21 protein-coding genes are annotated in these 18,226 nt (G+C 43.7%); 12 read left to right on the top strand and 9 right to left on the bottom strand.

Annotated elements, in window-relative coordinates; translation table 11 throughout:
• Positions 1 to 16 precede the first annotated feature (16 nt).
• Positions 17 to 520 (bottom strand): heme utilization cystosolic carrier protein HutX, encoded by a 504-nt coding sequence (gene hutX, locus R7R78_RS05340; protein ID WP_132936320.1) that lies wholly within the window; start codon positions 518 to 520, stop codon positions 17 to 19.
• Positions 521 to 552: 32 nt separating this feature from the next.
• Complete coding sequence (hutW, locus tag R7R78_RS05335) at positions 553 to 1,923, bottom strand: heme anaerobic degradation radical SAM methyltransferase ChuW/HutW (RefSeq protein ID WP_225473219.1); 1,371 nt, start codon at positions 1,921 to 1,923, stop codon at positions 553 to 555.
• Between the two features lie 160 nt (positions 1,924 to 2,083).
• Here hutW and R7R78_RS05330 point away from each other — a divergent pair, with 160 nt between their 5' ends.
• Genes R7R78_RS05330 through R7R78_RS05305 form a run of 6 tightly spaced genes read left to right on the top strand, consistent with a single transcriptional unit; the run spans position 2,084 to position 6,662 of the window.
• Positions 2,084 to 2,827 (top strand): energy transducer TonB, encoded by a 744-nt coding sequence (locus tag R7R78_RS05330; RefSeq protein ID WP_025998667.1) that lies wholly within the window; start codon positions 2,084 to 2,086, stop codon positions 2,825 to 2,827.
• Positions 2,827 to 3,525 (top strand): MotA/TolQ/ExbB proton channel family protein, encoded by a 699-nt coding sequence (locus R7R78_RS05325; protein ID WP_017821236.1) that lies wholly within the window; start codon positions 2,827 to 2,829, stop codon positions 3,523 to 3,525. The genes R7R78_RS05330 and R7R78_RS05325 overlap by 1 nt, the downstream gene beginning before the upstream one ends.
• A complete protein-coding gene (locus R7R78_RS05320) occupies positions 3,522 to 3,935 on the top strand; it encodes an ExbD/TolR family protein (RefSeq protein WP_005375322.1) in 414 nt (137 codons plus the stop codon). Before R7R78_RS05325 ends, R7R78_RS05320 begins: the two co-directional genes overlap by 4 nt.
• A 28-nt stretch (positions 3,936 to 3,963) precedes the next feature.
• Positions 3,964 to 4,833, top strand: a complete 870-nt coding sequence (locus tag R7R78_RS05315; protein WP_205461280.1) for a hemin ABC transporter substrate-binding protein — start codon at positions 3,964 to 3,966, stop codon at positions 4,831 to 4,833.
• 9 nt (positions 4,834 to 4,842) lie between these two features.
• A complete protein-coding gene (locus R7R78_RS05310) occupies positions 4,843 to 5,880 on the top strand; it encodes a FecCD family ABC transporter permease (protein ID WP_005375318.1) in 1,038 nt (345 codons plus the stop codon).
• Positions 5,880 to 6,662, top strand: coding sequence for a heme ABC transporter ATP-binding protein (locus tag R7R78_RS05305; protein WP_225473217.1), 783 nt, complete (start codon positions 5,880 to 5,882; stop codon positions 6,660 to 6,662). The genes R7R78_RS05310 and R7R78_RS05305 overlap by 1 nt, the downstream gene beginning before the upstream one ends.
• Before the next feature lie 112 nt (positions 6,663 to 6,774).
• Here the strand turns inward: R7R78_RS05305 and R7R78_RS05300 are convergent, their stop codons facing one another.
• Positions 6,775 to 7,236 (bottom strand): TetR/AcrR family transcriptional regulator, encoded by a 462-nt coding sequence (locus R7R78_RS05300; protein ID WP_005385033.1) that lies wholly within the window; start codon positions 7,234 to 7,236, stop codon positions 6,775 to 6,777.
• 607 nt (positions 7,237 to 7,843) lie between these two features.
• On the opposite strand from R7R78_RS05300, the gene R7R78_RS05295 reads away from it, so the two are divergent.
• Positions 7,844 to 8,143 carry a YfcZ/YiiS family protein gene (locus tag R7R78_RS05295; protein ID WP_005375307.1) on the top strand — a complete coding sequence of 100 codons (300 nt, stop codon included), beginning with the start codon at positions 7,844 to 7,846 and terminating at the stop codon, positions 8,141 to 8,143.
• Positions 8,144 to 8,231: 88 nt separating this feature from the next.
• Here the strand turns inward: R7R78_RS05295 and R7R78_RS05290 are convergent, their stop codons facing one another.
• Positions 8,232 to 8,504, bottom strand: coding sequence for a YnjH family protein (locus tag R7R78_RS05290; protein WP_005375306.1), 273 nt, complete (start codon positions 8,502 to 8,504; stop codon positions 8,232 to 8,234).
• Between the two features lie 319 nt (positions 8,505 to 8,823).
• Here R7R78_RS05290 and R7R78_RS05285 point away from each other — a divergent pair, with 319 nt between their 5' ends.
• Positions 8,824 to 9,423: a hypothetical protein gene (locus R7R78_RS05285; RefSeq protein ID WP_025998668.1), complete on the top strand. Its 600-nt coding sequence runs from the start codon at positions 8,824 to 8,826 to the stop codon at positions 9,421 to 9,423.
• A 74-nt stretch (positions 9,424 to 9,497) separates the two neighbouring features.
• Here the strand turns inward: R7R78_RS05285 and R7R78_RS05280 are convergent, their stop codons facing one another.
• Complete coding sequence (locus tag R7R78_RS05280) at positions 9,498 to 10,607, bottom strand: 1-acyl-sn-glycerol-3-phosphate acyltransferase (RefSeq protein WP_005385027.1); 1,110 nt, start codon at positions 10,605 to 10,607, stop codon at positions 9,498 to 9,500.
• Between the two features lie 191 nt (positions 10,608 to 10,798).
• On the opposite strand from R7R78_RS05280, the gene R7R78_RS05275 reads away from it, so the two are divergent.
• Positions 10,799 to 11,407, top strand: a complete 609-nt coding sequence (locus R7R78_RS05275) for an AraC family transcriptional regulator (RefSeq protein ID WP_213866217.1) — start codon at positions 10,799 to 10,801, stop codon at positions 11,405 to 11,407.
• A 127-nt stretch (positions 11,408 to 11,534) separates the two neighbouring features.
• On the opposite strand, the gene R7R78_RS05270 is transcribed toward R7R78_RS05275, so the two are convergent.
• Together R7R78_RS05270 and R7R78_RS05265 are read right to left on the bottom strand one after the other, a co-directional pair.
• On the bottom strand, positions 11,535 to 12,017 hold the full coding sequence (locus R7R78_RS05270; protein WP_005375301.1) for a hypothetical protein: 483 nt from the start codon (positions 12,015 to 12,017) through the stop codon (positions 11,535 to 11,537).
• A 14-nt stretch (positions 12,018 to 12,031) separates the two neighbouring features.
• Positions 12,032 to 12,565 carry a nicotinate-nicotinamide nucleotide adenylyltransferase gene (locus tag R7R78_RS05265; protein ID WP_005375300.1) on the bottom strand — a complete coding sequence of 178 codons (534 nt, stop codon included), beginning with the start codon at positions 12,563 to 12,565 and terminating at the stop codon, positions 12,032 to 12,034.
• A 178-nt stretch (positions 12,566 to 12,743) separates the two neighbouring features.
• Here R7R78_RS05265 and nadE point away from each other — a divergent pair, with 178 nt between their 5' ends.
• A complete protein-coding gene (gene nadE / locus R7R78_RS05260; protein WP_005375299.1) occupies positions 12,744 to 13,574 on the top strand; it encodes an ammonia-dependent NAD(+) synthetase in 831 nt (276 codons plus the stop codon).
• 100 nt (positions 13,575 to 13,674) lie between these two features.
• Here the strand turns inward: nadE and R7R78_RS05255 are convergent, their stop codons facing one another.
• Entirely contained in the window at positions 13,675 to 15,492 is a 1,818-nt protein-coding gene (locus R7R78_RS05255) for a hybrid-cluster NAD(P)-dependent oxidoreductase (RefSeq protein ID WP_225473216.1), read from the bottom strand.
• A 267-nt stretch (positions 15,493 to 15,759) separates the two neighbouring features.
• Between R7R78_RS05255 and R7R78_RS05250 the strand changes: the two genes are divergently transcribed.
• Entirely contained in the window at positions 15,760 to 15,924 is a 165-nt protein-coding gene (locus tag R7R78_RS05250; protein ID WP_005375297.1) for a YqaE/Pmp3 family membrane protein, read from the top strand.
• Positions 15,925 to 16,079: 155 nt separating this feature from the next.
• Positions 16,080 to 17,108 carry a dihydroorotase gene (gene pyrC / locus R7R78_RS05245; protein ID WP_154203975.1) on the top strand — a complete coding sequence of 343 codons (1,029 nt, stop codon included), beginning with the start codon at positions 16,080 to 16,082 and terminating at the stop codon, positions 17,106 to 17,108.
• 95 nt (positions 17,109 to 17,203) lie between these two features.
• On the opposite strand, the gene R7R78_RS05240 is transcribed toward pyrC, so the two are convergent.
• Complete coding sequence (locus R7R78_RS05240) at positions 17,204 to 18,109, bottom strand: DUF808 domain-containing protein (protein WP_213964100.1); 906 nt, start codon at positions 18,107 to 18,109, stop codon at positions 17,204 to 17,206.
• Positions 18,110 to 18,226: the final 117 nt, after the last annotated feature.

Here is an 18,226-nt window from a genome sequence, read left to right as displayed (position 1 = left end):
TCGATTATGTTTGTGATTACTTTTTTAATTCGGCTTGTAGGGCGCGAAATGCGGTGACTTGCTCTTCAATCAACTCGCGCTTTTCGTTACGGCCTAAATAAACCTTGAAAATATTACTTCCGCACTCTGAGAAAAAACCAAAATAGTGACTCTCTCTACCCATAAACGGTTTACTGACTAATGCGACATTTTTAACGTTATCTAATTTAAGGTGGCCGTGCAGTTCACCTTCTCTACCCATTAAATTGTAATAGCCACGCGCCACTTTTCCTTTTGGAAACGGCGCTTTAACTTCAAAGATAGAACCAAAAGAGTGGACGATGGTCGTCACCGGGCCAAAACCAACCAAACTTTCTAAGATGCTTTGCGCTTGCTCTCCTGGTGCAATAGCCACCATTTCCTGAGGTAGAGCCGCAACAACCTCAAACTCGGAAATGCCAAGACGCTCTGCCATCGCAGCTGGCAATAATCGTGGTTCTTGCTCTAGTAATACTTCAACTTGTTGCTTGATTGATTCCATTGTGTCTTCCGTTTTTGTTCAATTTGTTTTCATTAATTATTGGATGCTTTCGGTACGGTTTCGTTCATCTCCGACGTGAGTACCTGAATACAACTTTGAGCCAATGACACTGCCCAGAAGCTGCCTGCAAGAGTAAGGACTGCGCTACGTTCATGTAGTTGTACTAAGCCTTTCGCTTGCCACACTTTAAATAGAGGCAATAAAAACCCGAACGCGTCCTCTCCCATAAATGATGGAAGTTGATTTGCTTGAACAATGCCACGGTCAAACGCAGATTTGAGTGTAGAAAAAAGTGGTTCTAGAGGGCTTTGCTTCATCATCATCGCGATGGTGCTTTGACCTTCTTTGACCGCTTTAATATAGGTCTCTAGTGTGCGGTGTTGCATCATCCCGTAGCCACCTATATTACCTCCAGCACCACAGCCAATTGGCAATACCTCTGCATAAGTCTTGGCTAAACTATTGTATAAACTACGCTCGCGGTTATCGATTGCCCAATGGTTCACACTCAGTTGCTTCATATGGTGTTTGGCCATAAAGTTCACACCGAGCTCATACATTCCCGCTTTTTCTGGTGTGGTCGCAGGTGGCGGGATTTTTCCCTTTTCTACGAGGTTGAGCATGGGAGCTGACCCGCCAACCACTAACTGATACAAATCCAGTCCGTGTGCGCCAGTCGAGAGGAAATCATTTAAATCTTGCTCTAACACTTCTTTGGTTTGATAAGGTAAGCCATAGAGTAAATCGATAATGACCGGAATTTTGTCTTCTTTGGCGATCTCGCTCACTCGTTTGAGGACATCTTCCCTATCATCTAAACGTTTTGCGCTGCGGCGCACTTGTGTATTAAAACTTTGCACACCAAAAGAGAAACGATTAAACCCACCCTCTAAAGCGCCTTGATACAACTCATCAGAAAAACGATTGATGCGACCTTCTAAGGTGATTTCGCAGTCTGCAGCCAAAGGAAAGTGGTCTCGGATAGCCTGGCCTAACACACGAACCTGTACTGGAGATAAATCCGTTGGCGTTCCGCCCCCGATATATACGGCGTGAAAAATACCATTTTGTGTCCAAGGTAATGCCGCTTTCTCTCTAAGCTCCTGCATTAATGCTTCAAAGTACTCATCAACCAGTGTGCGACTTGCAGCATTTTGAAAGAAGTTACAAAAAGTGCAACGAACGCGACAAAACGGAACATGAATATAAAGACAGCGTTTATTGGTCACTTTAATTGAGTTAGCCGTAATACTCGAAAAAATCGCCTGTTGTTGAGACGAGGGCACAGGTACGCTCGCTCCCCCGGCATGTGCAGAATGCTTCTTAACAAAAGCAAATCGCAATGGATCAGGACTATCACTGCCCAACACTGATTCATCAAGCTTATCGATATCGACGCTCATATATACTCGCTTAACTCCCATCATGTAAGGGATGGAAGCTGATCTTAAAAATTCTGCAAGAATCATAATTTGAGCGTAATGATAATGCAATTGATAATTGATCTTATTTCTATTGTAAGTAATAATCTGCCCAAGTTTTCATAGTTTCCCGAGATATTCCGTGAACGTACAAAGATATGTCATTGCAGGAGGTGCTTCCCTTGCCATCCATGCCGCACTTCTTTTTGTTTCTCAAGAGACAAAGGTGTTCGCGATGCCGGCTGGAAACCCAGCAAGTTCGGTAAGTCTAAATCTTGTGTCTGCTCCTCCCGCTGTCGAAAAATCTACACCAGAAAATGTAGCGCCACCAAAAGAGCAGCCTCAAGACCAACCTGAACCAGAAAAGAAGATTGTAAAAAAACAGGTCGTCAAGAAAGACGCTGTTAAGAAGAAGGTAGTAGAGAAAAAACCAGAACCGGTTAAACAATCTAAACCTAAAGCGGTCGAGCCCACCAAAACCGTAACAAAGCAAAAGGTTCAGCCCGAAGCGAAACCAAAGAAAAAAACGGAACCGGTGAAGAAAGAGACGGTAGCTCAACAATCCGCACCTGCGAGCCAATCCAAAGGGGCAACATCTCAGCCTGTCTTGGTCGACAAACCAACGTTTGTGAGTCAACCAACACAACCCCGTTACCCAAGGTCTGCACAAAGACGCGGTATTGAAGGTGTAGCCTTGTATGAGATATGGCTAGATGAGAATGGTAACCAGATTAAACAGGTTTTGATTGAGTCTTCCGGCACAGAGTCGCTAGATGCCTCAGCACTTCGTGCGATCAAACAGTGGCAATTTACACCACATATTTCAGGTGGGCTAAAAGTCGCTCACCGAGTACAAGTACCTGTTCGTTTTAAGTTGGATGGATAATGGAACAACTACAAGAATTACAAACTCAATTTGGGCTGATGACATGGCCTTTGATCATTTGCTCAGCTCTAACCGTGATGATCATCGCCGAGCGATTATTCCATGTGTTAATTAGCCTTGGTGTAGGAAAGCGAGCCATTCGCCAAAAGCTCACAGGATTAGACCCAACAAATGGGAGCGAGCTTGAAGCACTTGCTGAAGAGTTGTCGAATAAGAGGCCGCTTCTGTACCGTGGTGTTGCGATGTTGCTTGCTCATCATTCTTTCTCGAAATCTTTAAGAGAAGATGCCGCAGGTATTTGGCTGCAAGAAAAACGCCATCAGCTGCATTCCGGCCTTCGTTTGCTGACGCTGATTGGTGTCATCAGTCCTTTAATTGGCTTGCTTGGTACGGTACTTGGCCTAATTGACATGTTCAAAGGCATCGCGGTTTCAACGGGGAATATCACTCCGAATGATTTGGCTGACGGCCTAGGTCTTGCTATGCGCACCACTGCCGCGGGTCTCATTATCGCACTTCCTGCTATTTCAGGAGCGCAGATCATTGGTTTGTGGGCGGATCGTGTAATCGCCAAGCTTGAGCACACTTTAAACTACGTCAACTTATGGCTTGAAGGTATATCGTTACAGCATGTCTCGCCAGACCACTCAAAAGTAACACTGCGCTCTTCTGGGAAGATTGAGGCCGCAAGTCAATGATTAAAACACCACAAGAAAATAGTCGTAACGGTTTAACCCCCGATTTAACACCGCTGTTAGACATTATTTTTATCGTCATGGTTTTCCTGATGTTAACCGCAGCGGTCAAACTCGATTCATTAGACGTCAATTTACCGAGCACAGAATCTCAGGCTGTTGCAGATGTCGATAAGCAATCCATCACGGTAAATATTCTTAAAGACGAGCCTTACTGGGCTATTAACGGCAAGACATATATCGATTGGGACAACTTTACCCTCGCGCTGTTAGAAGAGAGTAAGTCAAGCGATAAACCGATTGTAATTGGAGCAGAAAAAACCGCGAATATTCAGTCGCTAGTACAACTTCTCGGCTTTTTACAAGAAAACGGAATTCAAGCAACTCAGTTACTCACTGAAGAGCCATCATAAAAATAAGTAAGATAGAGATCCTTTCAAAATGAAGAACACACGCATCACTATTCATGCTGTTGTCACGGCAGCTATTTCCCTACTTGCGAGTAGTCAACTTTTTGCCAATGCAACGCCATCCTCAGAGCGCGTTGTTAGCGCAGGCAGCGCCGTCACTGAACTCTTGCTTGAACTCGACGCTAAAGATAGCTTGGTTGCTATCGACGTCACCAGTCAATTACCAAAAGGGATGGAACTGCCTAAAGTGGGCTACCATCGTCGTCTTTCAGCGGAGGGGTTGCTCGCCTTACGTCCGACAAAAGTCATTGGTTCTGATGAGATGGGGCCGAAAACAACATTGAGCCAATTGAAATCGGCTGGCGTAGAGGTAGAAATTGTTAATACTGATGCAAATGTCGAGGGCCTTTATCAACGTATTGATCAAATTGCGAACCTTATGGATCGCAAGGCTCAAGCTGAAAGCTTAAAGCAAGATGTCCAGGCGCAAGTACAAGCACTCAATGCAAACCAGCCTAATCAAGCAAAGAAAAAGAAAGTGCTCTTTCTGCTGATCCATGAAGGGCGACCTGCAAATGTTGCGGGCTCACAAACGACACCCGATGCAATTATTCAACTCGCCGGCGGACAAAACCCAGCCGCTACACAACTCTCGTCTTACAAGCCTCTATCCACAGAAGCGATGGTAGAGATGCAGCCTGACGTGATTATTGTTAGTGGTCGCAGCTATGAAACGTTGGGTGGTGCCGATGCAATTTTAAAAGCAATGCCGCTTCTTGCTGCAACACCCGCTGGAAAGAACAAAGACATCATAACGATTGATGGCCATGCTCTGGTAGGTGGTTTGGGCCTTAAAAGCCTTGCAGAAGCTAAACGCTTGAATGCACTGCTTTACCCATAGAGACATGACATGTTGTTAAGACGCATCCCCCTTTCAACGACGTTATCAGTGCTTAGTGGATTTTTAGCATTTATTGCTATCGCCTCTATTACCGTTGGCCCAATGAACATTAGCTTTGCTGACAGTTTGCGTAGCCTAACGGGAGGCAGTTCTGATCTCGCTCCTCACATTCAGTTGGTCATTAACGAAATCCGATTGCCTCGCACCATTTTGTGTATGTTCATCGGCGCCATTTTGGCAATTTGTGGTGTGGTTATGCAGGGCTTGTTCCGTAACCCATTAGCCGAGCCTGGTATCATTGGTGTGTCTGCTGGCGCTGCTCTTGGTGGTGCATTCGCTATTGTTGTATTTGCTGAATTTAGCCAAAACTATCCGCAACTAATGAACTTAGCGGCTCTGCCTCTTTTTGCTTTCCTTGGCGGTGCACTAACGACTATTCTCGTTTATAAACTCGGCACAAGTAAGTTTGGTACCTCAGTTACAATTATGTTGTTAGCCGGCGTTGCCATCAGTGCGCTCTCGGGTGCTGCGATTGGCTACATGAACTTTATCGCAGATGATCAGATGCTGCGAGACTTGACGCTTTGGTCGATGGGCTCATTAGCTGGTGCAAATTGGTCAGGGATTGCTCTATCTGCTGTAACACTCGTCATCCTATTACTCTGGTTCCAGAAGAAGTCGATGGCGCTGAATGCTCTGTTGTTAGGGGAATCAGAAGCAAGACACTTAGGAGTTCCGGTTCAAAAACTCAAACGTCAGCTTATTTTACTTTCTGCACTGGGTGTTGGTATTACGGTGAGCATCAGTGGTGCAATTGGCTTTATTGGGCTCGTGATTCCTCACTTAGGGCGCATGCTCGCTGGGCCTGACCATCGAACGCTATTACCAATATCTGCCTTAATGGGAGCACTGCTTCTTACTGCCGCAGATATGTTTGCTCGTGTTGCCGTGGCACCAGCTGAATTACCAGTTGGAATCGTGACCGCATTGATTGGCGCGCCCTTTTTCATCTACTTATTGTTCCAGCAAAAAGGGAAGATTTTGTAATGAACCAGATCGTTTTATCGGGGAAAAACATTTCGATGACGTATGGCAACCGTGTGGTGCTCGATGACATCAACATTGATATCCGAGCTGGTGAAGTGACCGCCCTACTCGGCCCCAATGGCGCAGGTAAAAGTACTTTGCTCAAGCTTCTATGCGGTGAGATCTCTTCGAATCATCACATCACCTACTTCGGTAAACAAAAGCATGATTGGGAGCCTGAAAAAAGCGCCAAACATATTGCAATGCTCCCGCAGCACAGCACCTTAACCTTCCCATTTCTAGCCAGAGAAGTAGTAGAGCTGGGGGCAATACCGCTATCACTGTCCAATAAAGAAACCACTAAACTGGCTTTACATTACATGGAACAAACCGACGTATTGCATTTAGCAGAAAGCCTGTACCCGTCTTTATCTGGTGGAGAAAAGCAACGACTGCATCTAGCACGAGTGATGACACAACTACATCAATCTGGCGAAAAACGAATCTTAATGCTTGATGAACCTACCTCAGCGTTGGATCTCGCCCACCAACACAACACGTTAAAGGTTGCTCGTGAAACGGCAAAAGCACAAAACGCAGCGGTGGTTGTGGTGTTACATGACTTGAATCTAGCCTCTCAGTACGCAGACCGCCTTGTACTCTTGCATAACGGGAAACTAGTTTGTGATGACACGCCATGGAATGCACTAACGTCAGAGCGCATTGAGCAAGTTTATGGCTATCGATCTATTGTGACAAAACATCCGACGCTAGACTTCCCTCAAGTGCATGCCGCAGCATAAAGCGTATCTCCTCTAAGCCGTCTCTAAAACACTTCGATACGACAAAGGCCCGCAATATGAGAGTTGCGGGCCTTTGCTTTGATAGTGGCAGAATTTGGTGCTTTAAAGGCTATTACTTGCTCATTTGGATCAATGATCGACCAATCAACCACTCAAGCTCTTTGTCACCACCCGCACCAAACTGGCTTTCAACCATTTTGTATAAGCGGTCAATACCATTAGCAGCAAATTCTTGCGCATTTTCAGCGGTGACAATGTGATGGAATAGCAGTCGTAAAATCGCGAGAAACTCAGCATCTTCCAGCGCTTTAATCCAACTTTGTGAAAATGCATTTAATCCTTTATCAAACTCTAAGTGTTCAATAAACATTTTAAAGATACGGCCATCCAGTGCGGCGGTGAAGTCCGTTTTCTTAGGGAAGTGATGGCTAATACCGGTACGCGATATACCTGTCTGCTGGCTTAGCGTCGTGTACGACATTTTGTCGTAACCTAATCTGAGTAGCTGATCAATAACGGCATCCATGATCTTTTGGATAGTGATTTCGGTATCTTCTTTACTACGCTTTGGCATATTTTAAGCTCTTCTCTTTGTAAATCCATCTAACTCACTATTAAATGAGGCCAGAATGAAATCATTCTTAGCATTATACCCGGCTCGCCGATGCGGTTCGATTAGCGAAAACCTAGAAATCAGGTTGCTAAGCGCTGCACTTGAAAGCGCTTTGGGTATATGTATTGCGACTATTTAATATCATGTCGAGTTCCAAACCATAACGTCTTTACACTGCGTAATGTGTAATTTTCAGTTATGTTTTTGTCAATACATGCTACTCAAAATAAGGCGAAAAGTTAGTCTCATCAAAACCTTGCGCCAATTATTCATCGAAACTATTCAAAGACCAAGAATGATAATTATTAAAAATAATCAATCAAGAAATAGTCTTATAAATTAACCATTAGTTCAACTGGACTGAGCAAAATCTCGTCACTATGTTCGTTAATTGATTTTAAATGTTGATATATATCACATTAACGTTCTTGATGATTTAGTAATCCAATCTTTAACCCTTACTTAACAAGTGCCTATTCTGTTCCTTTTTTACGCAAAAGTCGTCATTTTTGTAGATACAGATCAAATACCTGATAGAATACCCTTAGTATTTACAAGAGGATTCGTTATGAGTGTCGAATTAGAAAAAAACCAAGTATGTGAGGCCTGCGGCTGTGCTGGCGAGATTGGCTTTATCATCAAAGAAGGTGACGAAGTTGCCGACGTAACGGTTTTCGCACAGACAAAAACAGAGCTAGAGTCTGAACTACAAAAATACATCGAGCTCGCTAAATCAGTATGTGCTGATGTTGAATACAATGTTTCAGAAATAACCGAAGAATCGAACCAAGCGACGGCTCGATTCAAATTTGAAGTAAGTGCTGAAAAACTTATCTTTGAATTAAAAACTCGCTCACTCGCGCGTTAATGAAAAAAGCGAGCATGATGCTCGCTTTTTATTTTTCCAATCTCTTAATCTTAAACCGCTCTAAATGAAACAGACAACTTCGGCGCGTTTATTTATCTTTTTTGAACACGACCCACTTTAACGAGCCATTGGTTTCAAAATCGTTCTCAGCGGTACACATCAGTAATACGCCTTCAACATTAATCACGGCCCCTGTGGTGTAGGCTTTATCATCGTAGTAACAGATACGCTGACCTACCTTACCGTCAGCAACTATTAGCGCTTTGTTTTCTGGTGTACTGTATGATTTAGCAAAAACGGAACCCGACAGCAGTACTGCAAAAACACCAGCGGTAAAAATAGATACACTTTTTAACTTCATGAAAATCTCCCTCAAACCTCAATAATACTAACAAGGACCCTTGTGAAGTTCTTGGAAGAATCTCATATTATTCAAATATCTACTGATATTTTTCTCACCTCTACACTTGGGTCTGCTTCACATTCAATCATTTAATTTATCTCATTTTAGTAAGCTTGAAGTTACTTAGCTCAGTAAAGAAGCGCACACTTTTAACGTGTATCTCTAATTTGAATATTTAAGTTATGAATCAAAAACTGTGAGCAAAAAATGCATAATAGGTTTATTTAAGTATAAGATAAGCACCTGTTGATCTCGGTATTTAACTAACTCTTTGACTATGCGTTTTGTTTCCCTATGCATTACTTCAATCCTGCTCTGCTCGTCTCCTTTGGCATATGAGCTAGATTACTATTCTAAGTTTGGTCACATCGATAATTACGGCAATCTTGATCTTAGAAACAAGCCTTACACCCAACTCCCCTCTGGCCTAGTGGTAAAGGGCAACTTAAACATCTCACAAACCCCTATCAAAACCTTGCCTAAAGGGCTTGATGTTGAAGGCAGTCTGGAAGCAACTAACAGCGCACTCAAAGTTATTCGCTCAGGAACAAAGATAAAAGGCTATGCAAACCTACTAGGTAGTAAGATCGAAAACTGGCCTAAAGGCATCAAACTAGGCGGTTACCTAAATCTGACAGATACACCGTTAAAAGCGCTTCCAGCTAAACTTCGAGTAAAAGGTGATCTAAGTGTTATTCGCACTCCCATTTCTGAACTTCCTGAAGGATTGGTGGTTGATGGTAATCTTTATATTGGAGGATCAGCGCTGAAAGTATTTCCAGACACAATGACGGTGAAAGGGAATATCTATTTAGGTGGTAACAGGATCACCAAATGGCCTAGCAATTTAACCCTTGGTGGCGCCGTCGCACCTTAAAGAGCAGATAAACAAAAGCCCCGGCAGACCGAGGCTTTAAGGCATTCTGAATCAACAGAGTTCAGTGACGAAAGTTACTCTTGGTTATTCACAGGATTGGCATAGCTCGCCACCAAATAAGGTCTTGCGCCTTCAGGTAGCTGATCCAACTTATCCGCGAGATGACGCTTAACTGCTTCCGTAATGATGCTCGAATCTTCATGCCCAGCAGCTAACAAGTTGATTGGGTACAACTTGTAGTTGTTGTGAATTTGGCGGTCGATTTCACCAGCAAGAGATTCCGGCGTTTCAAACTCTTGCTCAATCACATCACCAAACGCAACATGTACACGGCCTTTATAGCCAACGATACCTTGAATGATGCTTTCGATATCTTCAAATTCGCCTTTTTCATAGCGGCCATTTTCTGCTTTTTCGTACAGCTCTTTTGCTTTGGCAATGTCACATGGATCATTTTCATAGGCAATCGAGACAGGAACGATTTTCAGAGAACGCGTGTACTCACCAAAGCTGATCTTTTGTTTACGACCTTCAACATGGAACATTTTTAAAATCGCAGGATCAGTAAAGTCGTTTCCATCTTTAGCACGGCCTTCCTTTTGGGCAATCCAAATTGAATTGCCAGTATCAAGCGAATGTTTGATATAGCTTGAAAGTTGTCCCAATGCTTTCATCATTTCTCTAGGCGCTTTAGCAGAGCGCTTAACGATGAAGCTCTTATTGAGTCGCATCAATTCTGTCGCACATGGCTTCTTCAGCAGGTTATCGCCAATCGCTATACGAACTGTACGGTGCCCACTTTGGTACAAGCCATAGTTTACGAGCGCAGGGTCCATCGCAATATCACGGTGGTTAGAAACGAATAGGTATGACGTGTTTTTATCCAGCTTATCCAAACCAGAAAAAGTGACGCCATCCGTTGTCTTATTCAATGTATCTTTCAGATACTTCTTCACTTCAATCTGAATTGCTTCGACAGAATCAAGCTTGCTCCACTTAGCTTTCAGGTAGATGCGCAGGATCGGGCTCATTAGCGTTTTGAACCATGCTGCTTTATTAGCAAAGCGATGTTCTAGGATAGCAGTGATAAATTCATCATCTTGAATTAGACGATCCAGCGCTGCTGGAATTTCTTCGTCGTTGTAAGGACGAATTTCAATATAAGGATCGGTATTGGCTGTCATTGTTCATTACATATCAAAAAAAGCTGGCACATTTTACGCATAGTTTTGCTGACAAGCAGCATTTCAACCCATACTTTTAACATGGTCATACCAGTTAAGCCACCATTTATCATGCTAAAAAATTCTCTCAGCAGGTTGGAATCGTATGGGTTTAACGTTACCCTTAGCGCCAAAAAACACTGGTACTCATAATGAACTACGCAATTGAATTTCACGACGCTAAATACCCCTTTCTTGATGTAGCTGCGCGTAAAAAAGCATTGAAGCACAGTCTACTGTCTGTCATCGAAGGGTTAGCCGTCATTAAATTGGGTAAGCAGGAGTATGCCATTGAACCAGGCCAATATTTTTGGATTCCTCAAGGATGTTTGAGCTCCCTCACCTTTTTACCTAATTCTCGTGTATATCGTTGTGATTTTTCTGTGCGTTTAAATGACGACTTCTCACAACAGGCGGGCTTTGTGAAGCCTTCACCGCTACTCAAAGCGCTCGTCGAGAAGCTAGCAACAACTGCCGAACGCTCGGATCTGCAAACCGATCTACTGACAGTAGTAAGACATGAAATATTGACGCTGTCTCCTAAACTAGCGCACTCAACGTTAACGAGAACCATCAATCAATGGACTCCTGGCTGTGACATGAATATTTCTAAAGAGCTTTGCTTGGTACTAACACTACGTGAAGCAAGAAAAATGAAACTGTCGGGGAAGAAGGAAGAGCAAATTGTTGACTCTCTTTTTGCTGGTAACATCGAAGAATATGAACAGCTTTGCTTTTTAGTCTTTGGAGAAGCGCTATAACTTGCTCTTCAACAAGCTACGTGTTCAGCATTACGTAGAATTACGGACACAGAAAGTAGAGATTCAAGTAAAAGCAAAAAGGGCGTACATTGATAATGTACGCCCTTTTTTCATTTGCTTGAGGTGTCTAGAAAGGTACCTCTATCTGCATCATCCAGTCAGCGTCATAATATTCGTGCCAACGATAATCAAACCGCATTCTTGGCTGTCCGTCGGATTTATCACCAAAACCAACGCTGAACATCAACCCGTGACTACGAAGCCACTCTTCTGTATCCATTTTACTCTCTTCGTCTCGGAGCTCTTCCGGCATCCAAAAACCAAGACCAAAGTAATTCTTTTCTAAGTTTTGAGTTAGAAGTGGGGTCTCTTCCGGCTTAATCGCCCACTCCTCCCAATAGTTTTCTGTTGGTCCTTCAAGCTTCGCTTCCGCTGCATACCAAATCAATGCTTCAGTACTTAACACGCCGATGGAATCTAAAATTTCTTCACAGATTGGAAGAGTGTTATCTTCAAACACCACGGAACGATCAGAAAAATAGTTACACGCGGAATGAGCTTGTGTCACCACAAGCAGCGCACATGCACTAAATAAAACGACTCTGACCATGAAAATCTGACCTCTCAGTTCCCAGACAATGTTTCTCTGTATAAGCCTTTACTAAGTAATAAATCACGTACGGAAGGTGTTGTATAGGCACCGATCTCTTCACCCTCGGCCAGTGCTTTGCGAATATCTGTGCTTCTGACTTTTACTTTTTCAGGACATGCCATAACAGTCCAACGTTCCGTAATCTCTTCAGCTCTACTAAATTTAGCAAATTTGAAGAAATTATCAGGACCAATGACAAAAGTTATATCGGCAGTTGGGTAGATTTCTTGAATTTTTTCTAACAACGCATAGGTCGTCACACTTTGTCCAGGTTGGTATAAAGCTTGCTCTGCATCAGAACGCTGAACATTAGAAAGCCCCATATCCTTGATGAACGCGTCAACCATTTTGCACCGAGTTGGGTAATCAAGCATGTTCTTGCCCCAAGCGTGTGCAATGCTTGGCTCAAGTAGCACAAGATCAAAGTGGCTCAAAGACTCAATAACACTTTTATGCCCTAAACTAGGTGGGTTAAATGCACTACCAAAAATGGCGATTTTTTTCATATCCGGTGATTACCTGGTTGAAGAGAGTTTTCTAATCTGATGATTTCGGTATGATACTACTAATCTTTACAGCTTTTGACCCTAAAGTCGCATTTAATGAGCCTCAACTGTATGGTTTATCACCATTTGAGCAAATGTGCTTTAGAGTCTGAAATATTTGCAGGAAAAGGAACCCTAAATGGAACAATCCATCCGTGACGAAATGCGCGTACTCCCTTCAATTGATCCGCATTTTGAAATTGAACGCCGTGTCGCTTTTATTAAGCGTAAATTGCAAGAAGCGGGCTGTAAGTCTCTTGTTCTTGGCATCAGCGGTGGCGTTGACTCAACGACATGTGGTCGTTTAGCTCAGTTGGCTGTAGACCAACTAAACGAAGAAGCGGGCAACAATAGCTACCAATTTATCGCAGTTCGCCTGCCTTATGGGGAGCAAAAAGATGAAGATGAGGCTCAGCTCGCTCTGTCTTTTATCCAGCCAACCCATTCTGTATCGGTGAACATCAAAGCAGGTGTTGACGGGCTTCATTCGGCTTCTCACGTTGCATTAGAAGGCACAGATCTTCTACCAACTGATGCAGCAAAAGTCGACTTCGTAAAAGGCAATGTAAAAGCGCGTGCTCGCATGGTTGCTCAATACGAGATCGCGGGCTACGTAGGCGGCCTTGTTCTTGGTACTGATCACTCAGCAGAAAACATCACTGGTTTCTACACTAAATTTGGTGATGGCGCTTGTGACATGGCACCATTGTTCGGATTAAGTAAGCGCCAAGTTCGTGAAGTAGCTGCTACATTGGGTGCACCTGAGCAACTAGTGAAGAAAGTGCCAACAGCAGACTTAGAAGAGCTTGCTCCACAAAAAGCAGATGAAGATGCCCTAAGCCTAACTTACGAGCAAATCGACGACTTCTTAGAGGGCAAACCTGTTCCACAGCAAGTGAGTGACCGTCTGGTAGCGATTTACAAAGCAACGCAGCACAAACGCCAGCCAATCCCGACGATTTACGACTAAGCGATATTTTCAGCTCTCTTTAAAACTCAAAACGCTGCTAAAAATAGCAGCGTTTTTTTGTCTAGGAACAGTTTTTGTCGAAGGACAAAGGTGCTCTCGCCTAGTTGGTTACTGTTATGTCCGTCTCTGGCACAGCACAACACGCCAATACGGTTCCCATTGCACGTTCCTCATCAGTCAACGCGGGCACGTCCGGATGATGAACTTGCCCCGACGTAAGCTGAACTTTACACGCGCCGCATAAGCCAGCACGACAGCTATTGCTGATGACCTTCCCAGCATCTTCGAGCTGATCTAACAACGTTTTTTGGTTGTTGCCTACGACTTTAGTTCCATTAAAGTCAATAGCGAGACTTTTCTCTGGCTTTGACGTAAGAGAAGAAACTCCAAACGCTTCTTGATGGTAGTTTTCCTCTGGCAGCCCTTTTCTTAGCAGGAGATTTTTCGCTTTCTCCATAAAACCATCAGGACCACACACAAACACCTGCCGCTGTTCAACATCTTTGATTTGCTTAATGTGTGACAAACTTAAACGCCCTTTCAAACCAAACCAATCAACAGCAGGTTGCGTTAAACAGACTTTTACTTCTAGCCCTGGGTGCTCACGCTTTAACTGCTCCAACTCTGAGCGACAAGGAATATCATTCTCGGTGCGACATTGATGGTAGAAAACCACATTATCCAACTGATTGTGATCCGCTAAGTAACGCACCATTGATAACATTGGTGTTACTCCGCTACCCGCAGAGAGTAACAGCAGAGGCTGCGCTTCATGCGTTTTAAGGTGGAACTGACCGTCAGGTTGTTCTGCCTCTAAAACATCACCGACTTGTAAGTTGTCCAAGAGTGAGTTAGAGACTCTTCCACCCGCGATACGCTTTACAGAAATAGCATAACGACCCGGGCGAGAAGGACTGGATGATAAGGTATAGCGTCGACCCACTTTCTTACCATCAATATTCACCTCTATTGGCAGGTGTTGTCCTGGCAAGTAATTAGGCAACGAACCTTTGTTTGGCTCTAACCATAAGGTCACAAAGTCTTGGGCAATTTCTTCACGCTCAACACATGTAAGCTTCATGCGCACTGGCGAGTTATCTACGTAAAACTCCGGCTCTTTGTACTCCAATACTTCAACTTTATCGCCTTGACGAATAATGCCTTCATTTCGCGCGACAAGATTCTGGCCAAAGAACACACCACCGACATCGTTTGCACGGAACTGTTGCAAGGTTTTGAGCGGCTCTTTGCTCTCACGGAATGTGCCTCTTTGGGTATTCACCGTAGTCAGGATACAGCGCTCGCAAGGTTTGAGAGACTCAAACTCTACCTCACCGATTCGTATGCGCTTCCATGAATCTTCTTCAAATGGTTTAGTATCAGAGACAACTAAGTTAGTACGAAACTGATCCATTGAGTGTAGCTCTGAACTTCTTCGGTTCAGCTCATCAAGTGAAGCTTGGCTGATCACTAAAACCGGATAACCATCAGCAAAACTGACGTTTTGACCTAGCTTTTCACGGACACGATTCGATTGCTCACCACTAAACAACAACTCAACGCGCTGCCCCAGCACACGACTAAACCAGTCATCTGCATCATCTGTCGTGGTATAGGCAGCAAACGTATCTTTCCAAACCGTTGCAGGTGTCTCCTGCATTTTGAAATCTTGGTAACGGATTTTAAGTGGCTCCATACCCAAACTACTAAACACCACTCCATCGGACAATAAGGCAGACTTAATGGTTACCATTTGCGGATACTTTCGCGCAGTGATCATCGAGCCATCAGCTTTCGCAATCATAAAGCGACGATCGAAGCTCAATCCTTGCTTCTCAACCCATACGGACGACAGCGATAATCCGCCTACTGACTTAACCGGAAAAACATTAATTTGGGATAAAACGGGTTGCGACATGGCCTTCTTCCTACGGGTGTTTTTTATTTGTTGCGGTATTGTATACTCAAATCACATTAAGTTGCAGAGTCTACTGCCTCTTCATCCATCGCAACTTTCTCGAAACCATATTCTTATAAATTTGGTTTTAGTGACAAGTATTTACTACACTCAATATTCGCGTTTTTTAACACCGTTCTGACCAAATACCGTTTGATAAAGTGTGATACGACACACATAATTCACCCAAGTTATCACTACTCCCATTTATCGATTTGGAGCTTAATTATGGATACAAGAAAACTGGTTCTGATTTTGTTATGTATCTTTCTTCCGCCTGTCGCGGTGTTTATGGAGAAAGGTCTAAATAAAGACTTTTTGATTAATCTAATATTGACGTGTTTCTTCTTTCTACCAGGTACGATCCACGCGCTTTGGTTAACAATGAAGTAACCACTTACACTCTCACTCTTTATAAAATTGAAAAATGGGATGAAATATGAGGGCAATTCCTCTATCATCCTGTCGCCTAAGCGCAAGCGTTTGCTCAAAAGCAAATACGGCGCTTAGGCTCCAATCAGACAACTTTTCAATGGTGGGAGCAATTAATGACAACACTGACTATCACTCGTCCTGACGACTGGCACGTTCACTTACGCGATGGGGAAGTTCTTAAAGACACCGTTCGCGACATCAGCCGCTACAATGGCCGTGCGCTGATTATGCCAAATACCGTCCCACCTGTTACTACAACTGAGCTCGCCCTAGCCTACCGTGACCGAATTCTCAAAGAGCAACATGGCGAACAGTTTAAGCCTTTAATGGCGCTTTACCTTACAGATAACACGACACCAGACGAAATACGTAAGGCTAAAGCAACCGGACACATTGTTGCTGCCAAGCTCTATCCTGCTGGCGCCACAACAAACTCAGATTCCGGTGTGACCAATGCGAAAAACATTTATCACGTTTTAGAAGCAATGGAAGAAGTCGGAATGTTACTTCTAGTTCATGGCGAAGTAACACATCACGATATTGATATCTTCGACCGAGAGAAAGAATTCCTTGATACTGTCCTCGCTCCTATCGTCAATGACTTCCCTAATCTTAAAATCGTTCTAGAACATATCACCACCGCCGACGCAGCAAACTTCGTTAGCAACGCCTCAGACAACGTAGCGGCTACCATCACTGCCCACCACCTTCTTTTCAACCGTAACCACATGCTTGTGGGTGGTATTAAACCTCATTTCTACTGTTTGCCAATTCTTAAGCGCGGAACCCACCAGCAAGCGCTGATCGAAGCAGCAACTAGTGGTAGCAAGAAGTTTTTCCTAGGTACAGACTCAGCGCCACATGCGAAAGGGGCAAAAGAATCGGCTTGCGGTTGTGCTGGTTCTTACACTGCACACGCAGCGCTAGAGCTTTATGCAGAAGTCTTCGAAAAAGAAGGCAAGTTGGAAAACTTGGAAGCTTTCGCAAGCTTCAATGGTCCTGATTTTTACGGCATTGCACGTAACACAGATACGGTAACGTTAGAAAAATCCGCTTGGGATGTGCCAGAAACGATGCCATTTGGCAATGATATCGTTGTGCCTATTCGAGCAAATGAACAGATCGAGTGGAAAGTGAAGTAAGTACTTTACTGACGTTTCACCCATAAAACAGGGTCATGCTTTTTGTAAAAAGAAGTCATGACCCTTGTTATTATCGTCTCATGTTTTAGATGTGATTATTGACCACGAAGCTTTTCAACCATCGTCCATACCGCAACCACAACCACCCCCGCCACAAAGCCGATAATACCGTTCAGTAAAATAGGCAAAATGGCTGTAGCAACCGAATGACCACTAAAGTTCATAATAATCGGCTCTACAAAGTGATGAATGGCTGGCACGTTGTGCACCACAATTCCTCCACCCACCAAAAACATCGCAGCAGTTCCTACAATGGTTAACAACTTCATCAACTTTGGTGCAAAAGCGACCAAGGCCCCTCCGACTTTCGCCACCCAACCTTTACCGTTTGAGCGACTTTCAAGGTAAAGGCCTAAATCATCTAGCTTCACAATCCCAGCGACTAGTCCATAAACTCCAACCGTCATAATCACTGCAATAAAACTGACAACTAAAATTTGCGTAACAAGACTGGCTCCTGTCACGGTACCTAACGCAATCACGATGATTTCTGCTGAGAGGATAAAGTCTGTTCGAATCGCCCCAGAAACTTTACGCTTTTCATACTCTTCTATCGACTCGCCAGTATTAACTAGCTCCTCTTTTTCTTCGTGCGGATGCGAGTGAGGAAACACTTTCTCAAGTACTTTCTCTGCCCCTTCAAAGCAGAGAAATAAGCCGCCAATTAGCAATAATGGCATGATAAGCCATGGAATAATGGCGCTAATAAGTAAAGCAGAAGGAACCAAAATCAATTTATTTTTGAATGAGCCTTTTGCAACCGCCCAAACCACTGGAATCTCTCGCTCAGATGCAACACCAGACACTTGTTGAGCGTTTAACGCTAGATCATCTCCCAACACACCTGCGGTTTTCTTTGCCGCCATTTTTGACATTAAGGCGACATCATCAAGCACCGTGGCAATATCGTCCAACAGTGTGAGTAAACTTGCTCCAGCCATTTTTTGTCTCTTATATGAAATTGAGTAAGTAACAAAATGTAACACCAATGAATCACTCATCAAAGTGATGATTTTGCAAAGAATACCACCCCAAATGGTGTTTTATATTGCCGTAAA

The sequence above is a fragment of the Vibrio sp. 2134-1 genome (genome assembly GCF_033339495.1).
Note: the sequence above shows the minus strand (reverse complement) of the source record. Positions and strands in the feature narration are given on the sequence as shown.